At 48.8% G+C, this 16,362-nt stretch carries 16 protein-coding genes, 2 tRNA genes and 1 pseudogene; 7 read left to right on the forward strand and 12 right to left on the reverse strand.

The window, feature by feature from the left end:
* The first annotated feature begins 287 nt into the window (after positions 1-287).
* From ACJHWR_RS00685 to ACJHWR_RS00700, 4 genes and pseudogenes are all read left to right on the forward strand, one after another.
* Positions 288-364: transfer RNA gene (locus ACJHWR_RS00685), tRNA-Val, on the forward strand.
* A gap of 4 nt (positions 365-368) precedes the next feature.
* Positions 369-445 (forward strand) — tRNA-Val (locus ACJHWR_RS00690).
* A 108-nt stretch (positions 446-553) separates the two neighbouring features.
* Positions 554-859 (forward strand): monooxygenase, encoded by a 306-nt coding sequence (locus tag ACJHWR_RS00695; RefSeq protein ID WP_000212678.1) that lies wholly within the window; start codon positions 554-556, stop codon positions 857-859.
* A 125-nt stretch (positions 860-984) separates the two neighbouring features.
* Positions 985-2,582 (forward strand): annotated as a pseudogene (locus ACJHWR_RS00700) (FAD-NAD(P)-binding protein).
* A gap of 11 nt (positions 2,583-2,593) precedes the next feature.
* Here the strand turns inward: ACJHWR_RS00700 and ydhT are convergent.
* The 7 genes from ydhT to fumD all read right to left on the reverse strand — a co-directional run bounded on the left by ydhT (position 2,594) and on the right by fumD (position 8,989).
* Positions 2,594-3,406, reverse strand: a complete 813-nt coding sequence (ydhT, locus tag ACJHWR_RS00705) for a protein YdhT (RefSeq protein ID WP_000587573.1) — start codon at positions 3,404-3,406, stop codon at positions 2,594-2,596.
* A 3-nt stretch (positions 3,407-3,409) separates the two neighbouring features.
* The gene (gene phsC, locus ACJHWR_RS00710) at positions 3,410-4,195 is read right to left on the reverse strand and encodes a thiosulfate reductase cytochrome B subunit (RefSeq protein ID WP_001070009.1); all 786 of its coding nucleotides are present in this window, start codon (positions 4,193-4,195) and stop codon (positions 3,410-3,412) included.
* Positions 4,192-4,860 (reverse strand): 4Fe-4S dicluster domain-containing protein, encoded by a 669-nt coding sequence (locus ACJHWR_RS00715; RefSeq protein WP_001361451.1) that lies wholly within the window; start codon positions 4,858-4,860, stop codon positions 4,192-4,194. The genes phsC and ACJHWR_RS00715 overlap by 4 nt, the downstream gene beginning before the upstream one ends.
* A gap of 63 nt (positions 4,861-4,923) precedes the next feature.
* Positions 4,924-5,562, reverse strand: a complete 639-nt coding sequence (locus tag ACJHWR_RS00720; RefSeq protein WP_012311779.1) for a YdhW family putative oxidoreductase system protein — start codon at positions 5,560-5,562, stop codon at positions 4,924-4,926.
* Between the two features lie 12 nt (positions 5,563-5,574).
* A complete protein-coding gene (locus tag ACJHWR_RS00725; protein WP_001273504.1) occupies positions 5,575-7,677 on the reverse strand; it encodes an aldehyde ferredoxin oxidoreductase in 2,103 nt (700 codons plus the stop codon).
* Between the two features lie 20 nt (positions 7,678-7,697).
* A complete protein-coding gene (locus ACJHWR_RS00730; RefSeq protein ID WP_001070230.1) occupies positions 7,698-8,324 on the reverse strand; it encodes a ferredoxin-like protein in 627 nt (208 codons plus the stop codon).
* 455 nt (positions 8,325-8,779) lie between these two features.
* Positions 8,780-8,989 carry a fumarate hydratase FumD gene (gene fumD, locus ACJHWR_RS00735; RefSeq protein ID WP_000528342.1) on the reverse strand — a complete coding sequence of 70 codons (210 nt, stop codon included), beginning with the start codon at positions 8,987-8,989 and terminating at the stop codon, positions 8,780-8,782.
* Positions 8,990-9,343: 354 nt separating this feature from the next.
* Between fumD and ACJHWR_RS00740 the strand changes: the two genes are divergently transcribed.
* From ACJHWR_RS00740 to lpp, 3 genes are all read left to right on the forward strand, one after another.
* Positions 9,344-9,538 carry a protein YnhH gene (locus tag ACJHWR_RS00740; RefSeq protein WP_240806354.1) on the forward strand — a complete coding sequence of 65 codons (195 nt, stop codon included), beginning with the start codon at positions 9,344-9,346 and terminating at the stop codon, positions 9,536-9,538.
* Positions 9,539-9,545: 7 nt separating this feature from the next.
* Complete coding sequence (gene pykF, locus ACJHWR_RS00745; protein ID WP_001295403.1) at positions 9,546-10,958, forward strand: pyruvate kinase PykF; 1,413 nt, start codon at positions 9,546-9,548, stop codon at positions 10,956-10,958.
* A 310-nt stretch (positions 10,959-11,268) separates the two neighbouring features.
* Positions 11,269-11,505, forward strand: a complete 237-nt coding sequence (lpp, locus tag ACJHWR_RS00750; RefSeq protein ID WP_000648420.1) for a murein lipoprotein Lpp — start codon at positions 11,269-11,271, stop codon at positions 11,503-11,505.
* Positions 11,506-11,568: 63 nt separating this feature from the next.
* Here the strand turns inward: lpp and ldtE are convergent, their stop codons facing one another.
* From ldtE to sufC, 5 genes are all read right to left on the reverse strand, one after another.
* Positions 11,569-12,573, reverse strand: a complete 1,005-nt coding sequence (gene ldtE / locus ACJHWR_RS00755; protein WP_000817097.1) for a L,D-transpeptidase LdtE — start codon at positions 12,571-12,573, stop codon at positions 11,569-11,571.
* Between the two features lie 148 nt (positions 12,574-12,721).
* On the reverse strand, positions 12,722-13,138 hold the full coding sequence (gene sufE / locus ACJHWR_RS00760; RefSeq protein WP_001196530.1) for a cysteine desulfuration protein SufE: 417 nt from the start codon (positions 13,136-13,138) through the stop codon (positions 12,722-12,724).
* Positions 13,139-13,150: 12 nt separating this feature from the next.
* Positions 13,151-14,371, reverse strand: coding sequence for a cysteine desulfurase SufS (gene sufS, locus ACJHWR_RS00765; RefSeq protein WP_000144556.1), 1,221 nt, complete (start codon positions 14,369-14,371; stop codon positions 13,151-13,153).
* On the reverse strand, positions 14,368-15,639 hold the full coding sequence (gene sufD, locus ACJHWR_RS00770) for a Fe-S cluster assembly protein SufD (RefSeq protein ID WP_000908032.1): 1,272 nt from the start codon (positions 15,637-15,639) through the stop codon (positions 14,368-14,370). The genes sufS and sufD overlap by 4 nt, the downstream gene beginning before the upstream one ends.
* On the reverse strand, positions 15,614-16,360 hold the full coding sequence (sufC, locus tag ACJHWR_RS00775; protein ID WP_000948872.1) for a Fe-S cluster assembly ATPase SufC: 747 nt from the start codon (positions 16,358-16,360) through the stop codon (positions 15,614-15,616). Before sufC ends, sufD begins: the two co-directional genes overlap by 26 nt.
* Between the last annotated feature and the right edge of the window lie 2 nt (positions 16,361-16,362).

Genomic DNA, 16,362 nt, shown 5'->3' on the forward strand with positions numbered 1-16,362 from the left:
CTGTGTGCCTTTATTGCTACCTAAGTGTAAAGGCTACGAAGGATTTATCCACGACAGATTTGAGATGGTGGCAAACAACTCTGTTTAAACTCTGATACACGGATTATTGGGTTGTATCAGATGTAAATGCGATCCTGAATAAAAATCGCCCTTGCAAATCAACAAAATATAGCCAATTTGCTTAAAAGCTCTGCAAACGGTCGAAATAACGCAGAAAATTACGTTTTGCCTCTTGCCACCTTCCCACTCTGCCGCTAATATTCGTCCCCGTTGTCACCTACAACGTTGCGTTCATAGCTCAGTTGGTTAGAGCACCACCTTGACATGGTGGGGGTCGTTGGTTCGAGTCCAATTGAACGCACCATCCTGCGTCCGTAGCTCAGTTGGTTAGAGCACCACCTTGACATGGTGGGGGTCGGTGGTTCGAGTCCACTCGGACGCACCAGATTTTCTTAATCTGGTCTTCTCCTTTTTTCCCTCTGTTTCTTCTCTGTATCCAATACGTTAAAAGATTTACACTGTCTTCGTATGCGTTATCAGTAGGAGAATCGCTATGGCAACTTTGTTACAACTTCATTTTTCTTTCAATGGCCCATTTGGCGACGCAATGGCTGAGCAGCTTAAACCTCTTGCTGAGTCGATTAATCAGGAACCTGGTTTTCTGTGGAAGGTATGGACAGAAAGTGAAAAGAACCACGAAGCCGGTGGGATCTACCTTTTTACTGATGAAAAAAGCGCCCTTGCCTATCTGGAAAAACATACTGCCCGACTGAAAAATCTCGGCGTTGAGGAAGTTGTCGCCAAAGTTTTCGATGTCAATGAGCCACTGAGTCAAATCAATCAGGCAAAACTCGCCTGACAGAATTTAATCAAGGGCGGTTAGCGCCCTTTTCATCCCTGTCTGAAATTTCTCAAATTCTAAAAATCTCAACCAAACTTATCTGATAACACTAAATTCGAAAGAATGCGTACAGGTAAGTAACAATGAAAAAAATTGCTATTGTGGGTGCCGGGCCTACGGGGATCTACACCTTATTCTCGCTTCTACAGCAACAAACGCCACTTTCTATTTCTATCTTCGAGCAGGCTGATGAAGCCGGTGTCGGGATGCCATACAGTGATGAGGAAAACTCAAAACTGATGCTGGCAAATATTGCCAGTATTGAAATACCGCCGATTTATTGTACGTATCTCGAATGGCTACAAAAGCAAGAAGCCAGCCATCTCCAACGTTATGGCGTTAAAAAAGAAACCTTGCACGATCGTCAGTTTTTACCGCGAATTCTGCTGGGCGAATATTTCCGCGATCAATTTTTACGATTAGTAGACCAGGCACGACAGCAAAAATTTGCAGTGGCTGTTTATGAATCATGCCAGGTTACCGATCTGCAAATTACAAATGCTGGCGTCATGATCGCTACAAATCAGGATTTACCCAGCGAGACGTTTGATTTAGCGGTGATTGCCACGGGTCACGTCTGGCCTGATGAAGAAGAAGCAACCAGAACGTATTTTCCCAGCCCGTGGTCAGGCCTGATGGAAGCAAAGGTCGATGCGTGTAACGTGGGTATTATGGGAACATCCTTGAGCGGACTGGATGCGGCAATGGCAGTGGCTATTCAGCATGGTTCGTTCATTGAAGATGATAAACAACACGTCATTTTTCACCGCGATAACGCAAGTGAAAAGCTAAATATTACGTTAATGTCGCGCACGGGTATTTTACCCGAAGCCGATTTCTATTGCCCTATTCCCTACGAGCCCTTACACATCGTCACTGATCAGGCATTAAATGCTGAGATTCAAAAAGGCGAAAAGGGCCTTTTGGATCGGGTATTTAGATTGATAGTAGAGGAAATCAAGTTTGCTGATCCAGACTGGAGCCAACGCATAGCCTTAGAGAGCCTGAATGTTGATTCCTTTGCTCAAGCCTGGTTTGCCGAGCGCAAACAACGCGACCCATTTGACTGGGCAGAAAAAAATCTCCAGGAAGTCGAACGCAATAAACGAGAAAAACATACTGTTCCCTGGCGTTATGTCATTCTGCGCCTGCATGAAGCAGTACAGGAAATTGTTCCACATCTGAATGAACTAAACGGTTCAGTAAAGGCCTTGCCCGAGTTTTCATAGATAATTATGCGGCAATCCCTTCAGAGTCTATTCGTCGGCTGCTGGCCTTACGTGAAGCGGGAATCATTCATATTCTCGCCCTCGGTGAAGACTACGAAATGGAAATTAATGAGTCGCGCACCGTCCTGAAAACGGAAGACAATAGCTACTCGTTTGACGTTTTTATTGATGCCCGCGGGCAGCGTCCGCTTAAAGTGAAAGATATTCCTTTCCCTGGACTACGCGAACAATTACAGAAAACAGGGGATGAAATCCCTGATGTTGGCGAAGATTATACGTTACAGCAACCCGAAGAAATTCGTGGGCGCGTAGCGTTCGGCGCGTTGCCCTGGTTGATGCACGACCAGCCATTCGTACAGGGACTTACGGCATGTGCAGAAATTGGTGAGGCGATGGCTCGGGCTGTCGTAAAACCTGCCTCCCGTGCACGTAAACGTCTTTCGTTTGATTAAAGGTAAAGCTATCAGCACTCAACAAACTGATGCTGTTCATTAAGACGATAGCGGACTCCGGCTCGAATATTGTTTTCACCTTCAATGGCGACGGCGAAGCGAACTCTTTCACCGTCATGATATGCCAGTGCGGCGCTTCCTCCTGGCCCGAGAATAATTGAGTCGACCACGCCCGTGCTCACTACCGTTGAATTTTCACCGCTGGCAATGATGTGTACATTGTCGCCGCTGTTGGCAATTCTGGCGTTTGCGCCAAAGCTGGCGATTTGCACCAGATCACCATTACTGGCGACATGACACCGTTCACCCAATGTACAAACGCGTACTCGCATTCCGGTATTCGCAATCCGACTACTATCTCCAGCGCTGCTTATCCGCGAAGAATTACCGGTTACAGCAACCCGTGCGCGTTCACCGGAGCTGCCAATGTGACTGTTAAAGCCGACACTTCCAATCCGCACGCTATAACCCATACTGGCAATTTGCGCGGCATACCCAGCGGTTGCGATTCTGGCATTATCCTCACAACAGCCGATGCGAGCATGATCGTCGCTGCGGGCAAACTGACTGCAAAATGCTCTCTCTCCGGGATCTGTGGCCAGTTTTTGCATAGAAGAAACTTCCTGATGCGCGAAGTTTTCATCCGCCAGCCATTTTTTCCACGCATACTCAACCAGACTCTCCGCCCAGTCCGTATATCCTTCCTCAATCAGTGCATGATGAATATCGGCATAACTACCGCCGCGTGGGAAATGGCGCAGGAACCAGCGATACATCACCGCTCCGATACGCCATTCTCGCAGGTCTGCTCGTGTAATGATCATTCGTTAGTGCCGGTGATAGCCATCGACCATGCTTTTAAAGGTTTCGTGTGGCGTACGCCCCGTGGTGCAAAGATAAAGATGACCGAAGATAAAAAAGAGACTTATAAATGCCAGAGCAAAATGCGCCTGCAATAACCAGTATCTTACGCCAGGAAACACATCTCCCACGGCTTGCGGATAGAGACACAGCAGCCCCGTCAATAGTAACAACGGCAGCAATCCATACATGACACCAATATAGGCAACCTGCTGTAAGGGATTAAATTTAGACTGGGTTGTTGCCGGGAAAGGATGTTCTTCCCCCTGCATAATGCCAAACAAATAGAATCGCGTTTGTTTTGCCGCTCGCTCCAGCCACCCCTGACGACGAATGCGATAGTGGTGACCATTACCCCCAACGGCATTGATCAGAACAAAGCCAAGCCAGCATGCCAGTAACAAAAATCCGCAAACTTCATGCACCGCAACCAGACTTTTAACCGCAGTTGCGCCCACCAGCGCAAAGTGATTTATCAGCCCACTTGCCAGCAACAATACAAAGAGTAACGCATTCGACCAGTGCCATAATCTGACCGCTTTGCTGTAAAGATAAACCTTCTCACCATGGTCGGTGGCTGATTTCTTCACGCCACGAGCACGAAGCAAGGCATGCAGCCCCAGCACCAACCACATCCCTACCAGCAATAGTCCGGCAATGATCAACCACACCGGCCAAAATTGGGGAGTGAACTGTGGCACATAGTTCGCCAACTGGCTCTGAAACTGTTCAGCATGTTGCGACGGGTTCATACATTTTCCTTTTTAATCAAATGTTGACCGAACCGGCGATACAGGTGCGGTTTCCCGGCACCAGGTAGCTGATATTGATAGTATTTATTTTCCTGCAACCACGCCTGAATTTCTGGGCTATCTTCGCGACCAAAGATCAAGGCGTGTTCCGGGCAGGCGCTGACGCAAATGGGCGGAAAGCCTTTTGCCAGTCGGGACTCAGCGCAGAAATCACATTTATCTGCCACTTTAGTGACAGGGTTAAGGTAGCGAACCTGGTAAGGACAAGCGCCAATGCAATAACTGCAGCCGATGCACTGCGATTTTTCTACCCGTACGATCCCCTGCTCATCACGCCACGATGCCGCTGTCGGACAAACGTCGATGCACGGAGCATCTTCGCAGTGCTGACATGACTGGCGAAAAAAGTGATACTGCGTTTCGTTGTCGTTATCGGTGACTGGAATGTGTGCTATCGATAAACGGCTTCCCTGAGCGGGGACGTGATTGGTTTTACGGCATGCGCGGGCGCAAATATTACAGCCATTGCACCGTGACTCGTCATGAATCATGGCATACCGAACTTTCTTTTCTTGCCTCGTGTTCGCTAACAGAGAAGACGCAGAACCAGTAAAAAAGATTACTGTTCCCATCCCCAGAACAAATTTGCGTCGAGTGAAGGACATCTGATTATCCCCTAATGCAGTGGCTGCAACTGTCCACCCTATCCATGACATCTCCCTGAAATTTCAGGGGTTCTGAAACTGCTCTACCTCGAACCATTCGCATAAGCCATACGCCTTGCCATAGGTCATAAATCGCTCGCTAAACAAGTACAACACCGCCGTCGATGACTCCACCTGCCGTATATCGGCATATTCAGGTGCAACATCCATCGCGGCGATCGCGGCTTCAATCTGCGCTTCCTGGAAGTAATATGGCGCTTGCATCAGCATGGCGACTTTGTAAGGACGAGGATACGTCTGGCACTCAAAACGAACGGCGTGTGCAATGGCACGACAAATGTCCTGCTCCACAACTTGCAAAGACATCGCCGCGTAGTTTTCACTCATGGCCTGCGTTGAGTAATAGTAATCATCCTGGCTTCCCGTCATACACGCGATATCCGCGTAGTCTCCGTTCTGCTTAATGTTTTCCAGCAAAACTGGCAGTTCCTCTTCTGCAACCGAATAGGGTGGCGAGAGAAACACGGTGCGCGCCACCAGCTGCCCAGCCGCAGAATGCTGGCGAATGAACTCTGCCAGGATTTCAGCCGGTTCTGGTTCGGTTACCGTATCAACGGGGTGACGCATCCCCTGCAACCATTGCCGCTTCGCCTCATCAATTTCACTGACTTCCGCTAACGGCAATTCATCCTGATGGTTCATCTCTCCCATTCCTTACGCGGGCAGTAGATTGTGTGCTGCCAGATCGACGGCAATATCTTCCAGCCCCAGACGCTGCAATGTTTCGCGGGTCGGACAACCAAGCTGTGGGTCCCAGCCCATTTCTTTGTAGAACATCGTGAGCGAAGCATGCATATCGTCACGATCCATTTTGTCAGTACCTTCAGTAAAGACCGGGATCTGCGGATCCTTGTCGAATACCCAGGAACAGATAAGATCGTGTTCATTACGCATATCTTTGGTTTGCATCAGTTTTACCGTGTAGGCGCGATGCAACGTAAAGATACGCTCTGCAGCTAAATCTAATTTTTCCTGAGTCATATCTTCGCCAGTGATCGCTTTGAAGAATTTGGCTTCAAACGCCAGATCGCCCCGATAATTACGGCTTTTCAGCGGCGAAACGGTCATTGGCCAGACCCAGTTGCACAGGGTGACGGCGTTATGCAAACAGACCCTCAGCAGCGACCACTTAGCATATTTAATTTTTGCGTCATTGATTGGCGTGTAGTTTTTGGTTTCGTCGTAAGCATCTTCAGAACCAAAAAGTTCTTTCGCCACTTCACGTTGCAGTTTCAATGGCAAGCCGGAACCAATAAAGTTGATATGGGTATGCGTCATGCAGTCACGGTTGAACATACAGTTAACAATGGAACCGACCTGCGCTGACGCTTCATTGGCATGGTGAACCGGATAGCCAAACGGCGACCAGAGTTTATTTTTCGCGTAGCCCCAGTACTCTTCACCCAAATTCCAGCGTTCTGCGATGGCATATGAACCATCAGCCAGGTGACTCAGCTCACCCACACGATGCGCCAGACGGTAGTAAAAATCTTTAATGAAGTTAACGTCACCCGCTTCCAGTTGATCCCAGCGAATTTCCGCATACTCTTCAGCTGGTAGAACACGCTTGAACACCCCTTTGCTGTAACAATAAGTAAAGTCGCGATGCAGCTGCCCATAGTTACACCATAGGCCGTAGTCATCGAATAGATTCAGACCAACCAGGTTACCAATCACACGACCATCGTCTTTATCTTCAAAATCTTTCGGCCCGTTTGGGAAGATGGTGGTATGGACAAAGTTTGCTACACAAGTGTTACCACCGGTGCCAGGCACGCCAAACTCTTTCACCCGAGGAATATTCATTTGGGTCATACAACGGATCGGGCAAGAGTGGCAGCCGCTCATTTTTACTGTGTATTTCTCTGCCGCCGGACCTAAGTCAAAAACGGATTTATAGGTACGAAAGCCGACCGTATTCTGATTGCCTGGCGGAATTTCCCCCGTTTCAATCGGACCACCTTCAGCCGCGCCCCAAAACAGCCCTTTACGTGCTGTCCAACGTGACTTGGGATCTGAATACTCTGCCCACGATTGCGGCGTACTTGGCACGACATGGTTGTTATTCGCACCGATAAGTTCAGTCATCATGTAATCGTTGAGACGCTTCATCTCCTGACGATCGGCAATGTTGACCCCTTTCGTCCCTTCAACCGCAATCGCTTTCAGGTTTTTCGAACCCATTATTGCGCCAGTTCCCGCACCACCGCTGTGGTTACGGCTATTCAACATGCCAGAGAGAGGAACAAGGTTTTCCCCAGCCTGACCAATAGCCGCCACACAGGTTTCCGGACTGGTCAAGCGACAAATTTCTTCCGTCGTTGCGCGCGTCCCTTTTCCCCATAAGAAATCGGCTTTTTCCAGGCTAACTTTGTCATCTTTAATCTTCAGCCATACCGGTGATTTCGCTTTCCCTTCGATAATAATGACGTCGTAGCCAGCGAATTTCATTTGCGCTGCAAAAAAGCCACCCATATGGGCATCGACGACTAAATTTCCTTTGGTAAAAGTAGAAAGTGAGGTGATATTTACACGAGAACTACAGGGGGCACCAGATCCAGTTAATGGGCCGGTAGCAAAGACTAATTTATTCGCTTCATCGAAAGGTTTCGTGCCTGGCGGTACTTCGTCATACATAATTTTGTAGCCGAAGCCCATACCACCGACAAAACTTTTAAACTTACTGGAATCTTCGAGGGTAATATTTCCTGTCGTGAGATTGACTCTTAATATATTACCTGTCCAACCGTTAGCCATGATTTTTTCCTTTGCAAGATTCACACAGTAATATCTTTCCACTCGATTATTTTTAACGCCCCTGTTGGGCAGGCGTTTGCGCATTCACCGCATAACACACATTTCGAGGATTTTTTACTTTCGGTATTTACGGTGGCCATCATCCACGGGCACGCCGTCGTACAGGCGCTACAGCCAATACAACGTTTATGATCGACGGTAATACAGCCTTCTTTCTGTTGCCAGGTAATCGCACCAATCGGGCAGACATTCATGCATTGCGGTTCTTTGCATTGACGGCAGGTGTCCGCGGTATAGTTGAGATCGCCATACAGGCCACCACCAGAGCCAACCCCGTTATCGCCAAAGAAATAATTGCGATGGATTTTGATACGGGAGAAGAATGTCCCTACTGAGCCATCGTTGAAGTTGGTACAAGAGATTTCACAGCGGTGGCAACCCGTGCATCGAGCACGTTGGGTCACCAGCACTCCTTTGGGTGTATTTATCAACCCTACTGTGCCGCTATCAATATCTTCCTGTTTGCAACCCAAAAGTGACAGTAACGCAGGGGCAATTGTTAAACCAGCAAGGCCTTTTCCTGATATACGCAAGAATTCTAATCGCGTTAAGCCAATATCTAATAGTGGACGATCAACCGGGTTCATTTATTTCGCATCCTCTTCGCAAACACAGTGCTGACAATTCAGCAGATTGATATTAAGCATTCAACTAATACGCTGCTGACTCTGTCCTCAACACCAGATATTTTCCCTAACCTGATAGTGTATGAGAAAAGATTTAACGCCGATAAACTAATCCTTTATGGTTAGGAGAAAAAATAATGTGATTATTCTGAGCCCTTAACATTGATCGTTATCAATTAAAATCACAAAGCAAGAAATTATAAGTGAACTGATATTTATTATCATTTGAAATAAATTTAACTTAAGCGACAATTATTTGTGACGGTCATTGCAGAAAACAAAAATAATATTATCGTTATAAATTAAAACACATATCGAAATTCGTATAATTTCAGCAGTTGTTATTTAGAATGATTAACTCGACCGCAACTGAAGCAAGAATATCAGGATGAAGCTTATCGCCTCATCCTGAATGGTCATTTTACCAGTGCGTTAATGACGGTTTCCATCGCCTGCTTTTCCAGCTCACTGCGCTGAATGCGTTTATTGGCTAATGCTGTACGTAATACGCCTGCGATAACAATATGCTTTGGTTCCTGCCCCAGATCGCGCATTTCCAGCACAACTTTACCGACAACTCTGCACATTTCTCGGTACAGTTCATCCTCTTTTGTCCGATTTCCCATTCTTTATACCTATTTATCATGCCAACTATCAGCATATATCAATCTAGCCAATTAGACAAAAATCAAACAAAATCAGACAAATAACGCGATAAATTATTTTAACTGTAGCAATTGAGCGATGATGTATTTATACACCGGATGAACTTTCACTTATCTTCACAGTGACAACCCCGGCACCAGACGTTGCGCAAACAGCGAAGTTTTTGCGTAACCTTTTCCCTGGAACGTTAAATCTTTGATAACAATTTATTGTCTAACAAGTTGTATATTTTTTGAAACGCTGTTTTTGTTTTCCTTTTGGATTAATTTCAGCGTATAATGCGCGCCAATTGACTCTTGAATGGTTTCAGCACTTTGGACTGTAGAACTCAACGACTCAAAAACAGGCACTCACGTTGGGCTGAGACACAAGCACACATTCCTCTGCACGCTTTTTCGATGTCACCTATCCTTAGAGCGAGGCACCACCACTTTCGTAATACCGGATTCGCTTTCCGGCAGTGCGCCCAGAAAGCAAGTTTCTCCCATCCTTCTCAACTTAAAGACTAAGACTGTCATGAAAAAGACCAAAATTGTTTGCACCATCGGACCGAAAACCGAATCTGAAGAGATGTTAGCTAAAATGCTGGACGCTGGCATGAACGTTATGCGTCTGAACTTCTCTCATGGTGACTATGCAGAACACGGTCAGCGCATTCAGAATCTGCGCAACGTGATGAGCAAAACTGGTAAAACCGCCGCTATCCTGCTTGATACCAAAGGTCCGGAAATCCGCACCATGAAACTGGAAGGCGGTAACGACGTTTCTCTGAAAGCTGGTCAGACCTTTACTTTCACTACTGATAAATCTGTTATCGGCAACAGCGAAATGGTTGCGGTAACGTATGAAGGTTTCACAACTGACCTGTCTGTTGGCAACACCGTACTGGTTGACGATGGTCTGATCGGTATGGAAGTTACTGCCATTGAAGGTAACAAAGTTATCTGTAAAGTGCTGAACAACGGCGACCTGGGTGAAAACAAAGGTGTGAACCTGCCTGGCGTTTCCATTGCCCTGCCAGCACTGGCTGAAAAAGACAAACAGGACCTGATCTTTGGTTGCGAACAAGGCGTAGACTTTGTCGCTGCTTCCTTTATTCGTAAGCGTTCTGACGTTATCGAAATCCGTGAGCACCTGAAAGCGCACGGCGGCGAAAACATCCACATCATCTCCAAAATCGAAAACCAGGAAGGCCTCAACAACTTCGACGAAATCCTCGAAGCCTCTGACGGCATCATGGTTGCGCGTGGCGACCTGGGTGTAGAAATCCCGGTAGAAGAAGTTATCTTCGCCCAGAAGATGATGATCGAAAAATGTATCCGTGCACGTAAAGTCGTTATCACTGCGACCCAGATGCTGGATTCCATGATCAAAAACCCACGCCCGACTCGCGCAGAAGCCGGTGACGTTGCAAACGCCATCCTCGACGGTACTGACGCAGTGATGCTGTCTGGTGAATCCGCAAAAGGTAAATACCCGCTGGAAGCGGTTTCTATCATGGCGACCATCTGCGAACGTACCGACCGCGTGATGAACAGCCGTCTCGAGTTCAACAATGACAACCGTAAACTGCGCATTACCGAAGCGGTATGCCGTGGTGCCGTTGAAACTGCTGAAAAACTGGATGCTCCGCTGATCGTGGTTGCTACCCAGGGCGGTAAATCTGCTCGCGCAGTACGTAAATACTTCCCGGATGCCACCATCCTGGCACTGACCACCAACGAAAAAACGGCTCATCAGTTGGTACTGAGCAAAGGCGTTGTGCCGCAGCTGGTTAAAGAGATCACTTCTACTGATGATTTCTACCGTCTGGGTAAAGAACTGGCTCTGCAGAGCGGTCTGGCACACAAAGGTGACGTTGTAGTTATGGTTTCTGGTGCACTGGTACCGAGCGGCACTACTAACACCGCATCTGTTCACGTCCTGTAATATTGCTTTTGTGAATTAATTTGTATATCGAAGCGCCCTGATGGGCGCTTTTTTTATTTAATCGATAACCAGAAGCAATAAAAAATCAAATCGGATTTCACTATATAATCTCACTTTATCTAAGATGAATCCGATGGAAGCATCCTGTTTTCTCTCAATTTTTTTATCTAAAACCCAGCGTTCGATGCTTCTTTGAGCGAACGATCAAAAATAAGTGCCTTCCCATCAAAAAAATATTCTCAACATAAAAAACTTTGTGTAATACTTGTAACGCTACATGGAGATTAACTCAATCTAGAGGGTATTAATAATGAAAGCTACTAAACTGGTACTGGGCGCGGTAATCCTGGGTTCTACTCTGCTGGCAGGTTGCTCCAGCAACGCTAAAATCGATCAGCTGTCTTCTGACGTTCAGACTCTGAACGCTAAAGTTGACCAGCTGAGCAACGACGTGAACGCAATGCGTTCCGACGTTCAGGCTGCTAAAGATGACGCAGCTCGTGCTAACCAGCGTCTGGACAACATGGCTACTAAATACCGCAAGTAATAGTACCTGTGAAGTGAAAAATGGCGCACATTGTGCGCCATTTTTTTTGCCTGCCATTTACCGCTACTGCGTCGCGCGTAACATATTCCCTTGCTCTGGTTCACCATTCTGCGCTGACTCTACTGAAGGCGTATTGCTGGCTGCGGGAGTTGCTCCACTGCTCACCGCAACCGGATACCCTGCCCGACGATACAACGCTTTATCGACTAACTTCTGATCTACAGCCTTATTGTCTTTAAATTGCGTAAAGCCTGCTGGCAGCGTGTATGGCATTGTCTGAACGTTCTGCTGTTCTTCTGCTGATAGTGGTCGATGTACTTCAACATAACGCATCCCGTTCGGTTCCACGGAATATTTCACCGGTTCGTTGATCACTTTCACCGGCGTTCCCGTCCGCACGCTGGAGAATAAGGCTTTAATATCCGGCGCATTCATGCGAATACAGCCCGAACTGACGCGCAAACCGACGCTGTCCGGCGCACTGGTGCCATGAATGAGGTATTCGCCATTACCATGCGCGAGGCGCAGTGCGTAACGTCCTAGTGGGTTATTTGGCCCGGCAGGAACGACTGGCGGTAATTTAATGCCACGCTCCAACGAACGCTGACGAATGCCCGCCGTAGGCGTCCAGGTTGGGTTAGGGATTTTCTGCCCCACACGCGTTTCCATCACTGGCGTTTCCAGCCCCTGCAAACCAATACCTATCGGATAGACCTGCACGATATTTTCTCCCGGCGGATAATAATAAAGGCGCAGCTCTGCCAGGTTAACGATAATCCCCTGACGCGGCGCATCAGGTAATAACAGTTGCGAAGGAATAGTTATCGTCGTACCAGGTTTTGGCACCGGGGCGATAGTGTTATTGGCTTCAAGGATCAACATTGCCGCAGTATCAAAACGTCGGGCGATGGCCTGAAGGTTTTTATCCCCTTCTTGCACCGTATACGTTTGATTTTGCCCAACCAGTCGGCTTCCGGTTGGTGGTAGCGGATAATCAACCGCCCAGGCAGCCTGGATGGCGCTAAAAGCGCCGATAAGCGTGAGTGTAAGCAAAGACGCGCGTTTCATTGTAAACCTCCTGTATTTGCCGGAGACTCACGCTGAAACGTCGGATGGCGCTTATGTTCACCTGAAACCTAAACACTCCTGTGCAGGTCAGTGTAAACATTGACCATCCGGCAATGTGAGCCAACCGGATGAAAGCTGTCCCTTTAGTTTAGCTAAGTGCAGCGGCTTTGGCGCGAATTGCGCGAATCATCGCTTCCAGACCTTGTGAACGAGAGGGGGTGAGATGTTGGGTGAGCGCCATTTTTTCAAACCACGGGCGCACATCGAAATTGACAATATCCTGCGGCGTCATCTGATCGTAGAGAATAAAGACGACCGCAATTAGCCCTTTCACAATCGCCGCATCGCTGTCACCCTGCAATTCAATAATTCCCTGCGCATTCTGGCGCATGACAATCCACACCTGACTCTGGCAGCCCTGAATGCTATTTTGTGGGCTTCGGTCTTCGTCGCGTAATTCTGGCAGACGCTGGCCCAGCTCAATAATGTAGAGATATTTCTCTTCCCAGTTGGCGCAGCGTAAAAAATTACGCAGCAATTTTTCTTTATCCGGCAATAAAGCCATAGTGCCTCCCTGTTATCCCAGCAAACGGTGAATACGTTGCAGGCCGGTCACCAGACGATCCACTTCTTCATGGGTGTTATACATGGCCAGCGACGCCCGACACATAGCAGGAACGTTGTAATAGGCCATCAATGGCATTGCGCAGTGATGTCCGGTACGCACAGCAATGCCGTAGTTATCGAGAAAACTGCCAACATCATAGGCGTGGTGTTTACCGAGATTAAAAGCAATAACGCCAAGCCTGTTCTGCGGGCCATAGAGAGTGAGATCCGGTACAGATTCCAGCTGTGATAGCGCGTAGTGCATCAGATTCTGTTCATACTCGGCTATGTTATTAAGCCCCAGCGCCGACACATACTCCAGCGCCGCGCCAAGACCAATGATGCCCCCGGTATTGGGTGTACCGGCTTCAAACCGCCATGGTGCTTTGGTCCAGGTAGTGCCTTCACTCAGGCTGACGGTGGCGATCATAGAACCGCCCCCTTCCCACGGCGGCATCTCCTGCAACAAGGCTTCTTTGACATAAAGAATGCCAATCCCGGTGGGGCCATACAGTTTATGCCCGGAAAACACGTAAAAATCGCAATCCAGCGCCTGAACATCCACCGGATGATGCATCACCGCCTGAGCGCCATCCACCAGCACTTTTGCGCCATGCTGGTGCGCAAGCGTGATCATTTCCGCCAGCGGATTTTCCGTTCCCAGCACGTTGGAGACATGAGTAATTGCCAGCAGGCGAGTTTTCTCATCGAACAGATTAGGTAGCATCTCCAGTTGCAGCGTACCGTCGGGGTTGAGCGGGATCACACGCAGCTCTGCGCCAACGCGTGCGCAAAGCATCTGCCAGGGGACAATGTTAGCGTGGTGCTCCATCTGACTGATGATGATGTTATCGCCCGCCCGCACATTGCTGTTACCCCAGCTATTGGCGACCAGATTGATCCCTTCCGTCGTGCCGCGGACGAACACCAGCTCTTCCGCCGAACGGGCATTAATAAACAGCGATGCCCGCTTGCGCACGTTCTCCATTTTCTCGGTCGCCTGGGCGCTTAAGGTATGAATACCGCGATGCACCGCCGCGTAGCCATGACGATAAAACTCGGCCTCGGCGTCAATCACCTGGCTCGGTTTCTGTGCACTGGCGGCGCTGTCGAGATAAGCCAGCGGCAAACCGTTCACCTCACGAGAAAGCACCGGAAAGTCGGCCCGCACTTTGTCGACGGAAAAAGTCATCTTGCACCTCCTGGCAGCCGTTGACCGATTCGGGCCAGCACCTGCTGTTTAAGACCCTCATCACGCAGTGCTTCCGTCAGTTCAGCAGCAAAGGCGTAAATGATCATCTGCTGGGCATCCTGCTGATTGATCCCGCGCGAGCGCAGATAGAACATCTGTTCATCATCAATACGCCCCACCGTCGCGCCGTGGCTGCATTTCACATCATCTGCATAGATTTCCAGCTGCGGTTTCGTATCCACTTCCGCCAGTTTGCCCATCAGCAGATTATTGTTGGTCATCTGACCATCCGTTTTGATGGCGTGCTGCGCGACGTTGATCAAACCGTTAAATACCGCGCGGCCTTTGTCGCTGACGATAGTTTTATGCAACTGTCGACTGTTACAAAAACCTTTATTGTGTTCCAGCCAGGTACGGGTATCACACACCTCGTTTTTCACCGGCATCGCCAGGCTATTGATCCGCAGCGTGCTGTTTTCGCCATTGAGTTGCGTACTGGTGTTGTGTCGTAACACTGCGCCACCCAGCAGGAAACTGTGGCTAAATGCGGTGGCATCGTCAGCCAGCAACAAATCGTTATGGGCAAAGTGGTGACTGACCGGGTTTTCAAACGCCAGCTTGATATGCTGCAAGTGGGCGTTCGCTGCGACGTTGATAGTGAACCGTGCGCCGGTGAAGTGACGAGCATCATTAAGGCTGACAAAATGTTCGATCACCGTTGCTTCGGCACCTTCCGCCAGATCCAGATGATGTCGGTAATGGGCAGTATTCACCTCTTCACCTGCCACGCCCTGGGTGATATGCATTAACAGCAATGGCTTTGCCGGTCGTTGACCGCGCTTCACGGCGATATGCGTCACGCTTTGCGCCAGGCTTTCCGTCAAATGCAGAAACACTTCCGCCTGAATAGCGTCGGGTAACCCCTGACGGTCGTCGTTAATGCTCACTTCATACCCGCTGCCTTCAGTCGCATCGCTCAGTGCTGACACGTAACGTCCATCGACAAACACCAGCCGCACGGCGTCTAACGTTAACGCTAAGGCATCTCGCTGCTGTGGGGATATCTCTCCCGCAATGCTGACAAACCGGCTATTGGTCAGCCCTTCCAGCGGCGTATATTTCCAGTTTTCATGTTTACGTGTCGGCAGTCCGGTACGCAGCAATTGTTGTAAATGCTGCTGTGCTTGCGGGGAGCGTTTCGCCACTTCAGCTTCAAACAAATGATGCCACTGTTGCAGTGCGTTACTGCTGTTCGGTAAGCCAGCCATAACCCTGCTCCTCCAGTTGTTTGACCAACGTGAAATCGCCGGATTTCACAATTCGTCCCTGATACAGCACATGGACGTAATCAGGCTTGATGTAGTCGAGAATGCGTTGGTAGTGCGTAACAATGATGAATGAACGCTTGCCGTCACGCAGCGAGTTCACGCCATCGGCAACCACTTTTAATGCGTCAATATCCAGCCCAGAGTCCGACTCATCAAGAATGCATAACTCCGGTTCCAGCACCGCCATTTGCAAAATATCGTTGCGCTTTTTCTCGCCGCCGGAAAAACCAACGTTTACCGAACGGGTTAATAAATCCTCCGGCATCTTCAGGAGAGCGATTTTCTCTTCCATCAAATCCTGAAAATCAAAGCGGTCGAGCGTTTCCTGGCCGCGATAGCTGCGCACCGCATTAAGTGCCGTTTGCAGGAAAAACTGGTTACTGACGCCGGGAATTTCCACCGGATACTGGAAGGCCATAAAGATGCCTTCACCTGCACGATCTTCCGGCGACAGCGCAAGCAAATCTTTGCCTTTGAACTCAACCGTGCCGCCCGTCACCTCATAATCTTCTCGCCCGGCAAGCGTTGCCGATAAGGTACTTTTGCCAGAACCGTTTGGCCCCATAATGGCGTGAACTTCGCCGGGACGAACGTCGAGGCTTAATCCACGCAGGATAGCTTTATCTTCCACGCTGACGTGTAAATCTTTAATACTTAACATGT

The organism is Escherichia sp. WS568 (assembly GCF_046486085.1).
Lineage (GTDB): Bacteria > Pseudomonadota > Gammaproteobacteria > Enterobacterales > Enterobacteriaceae > Escherichia > Escherichia coli.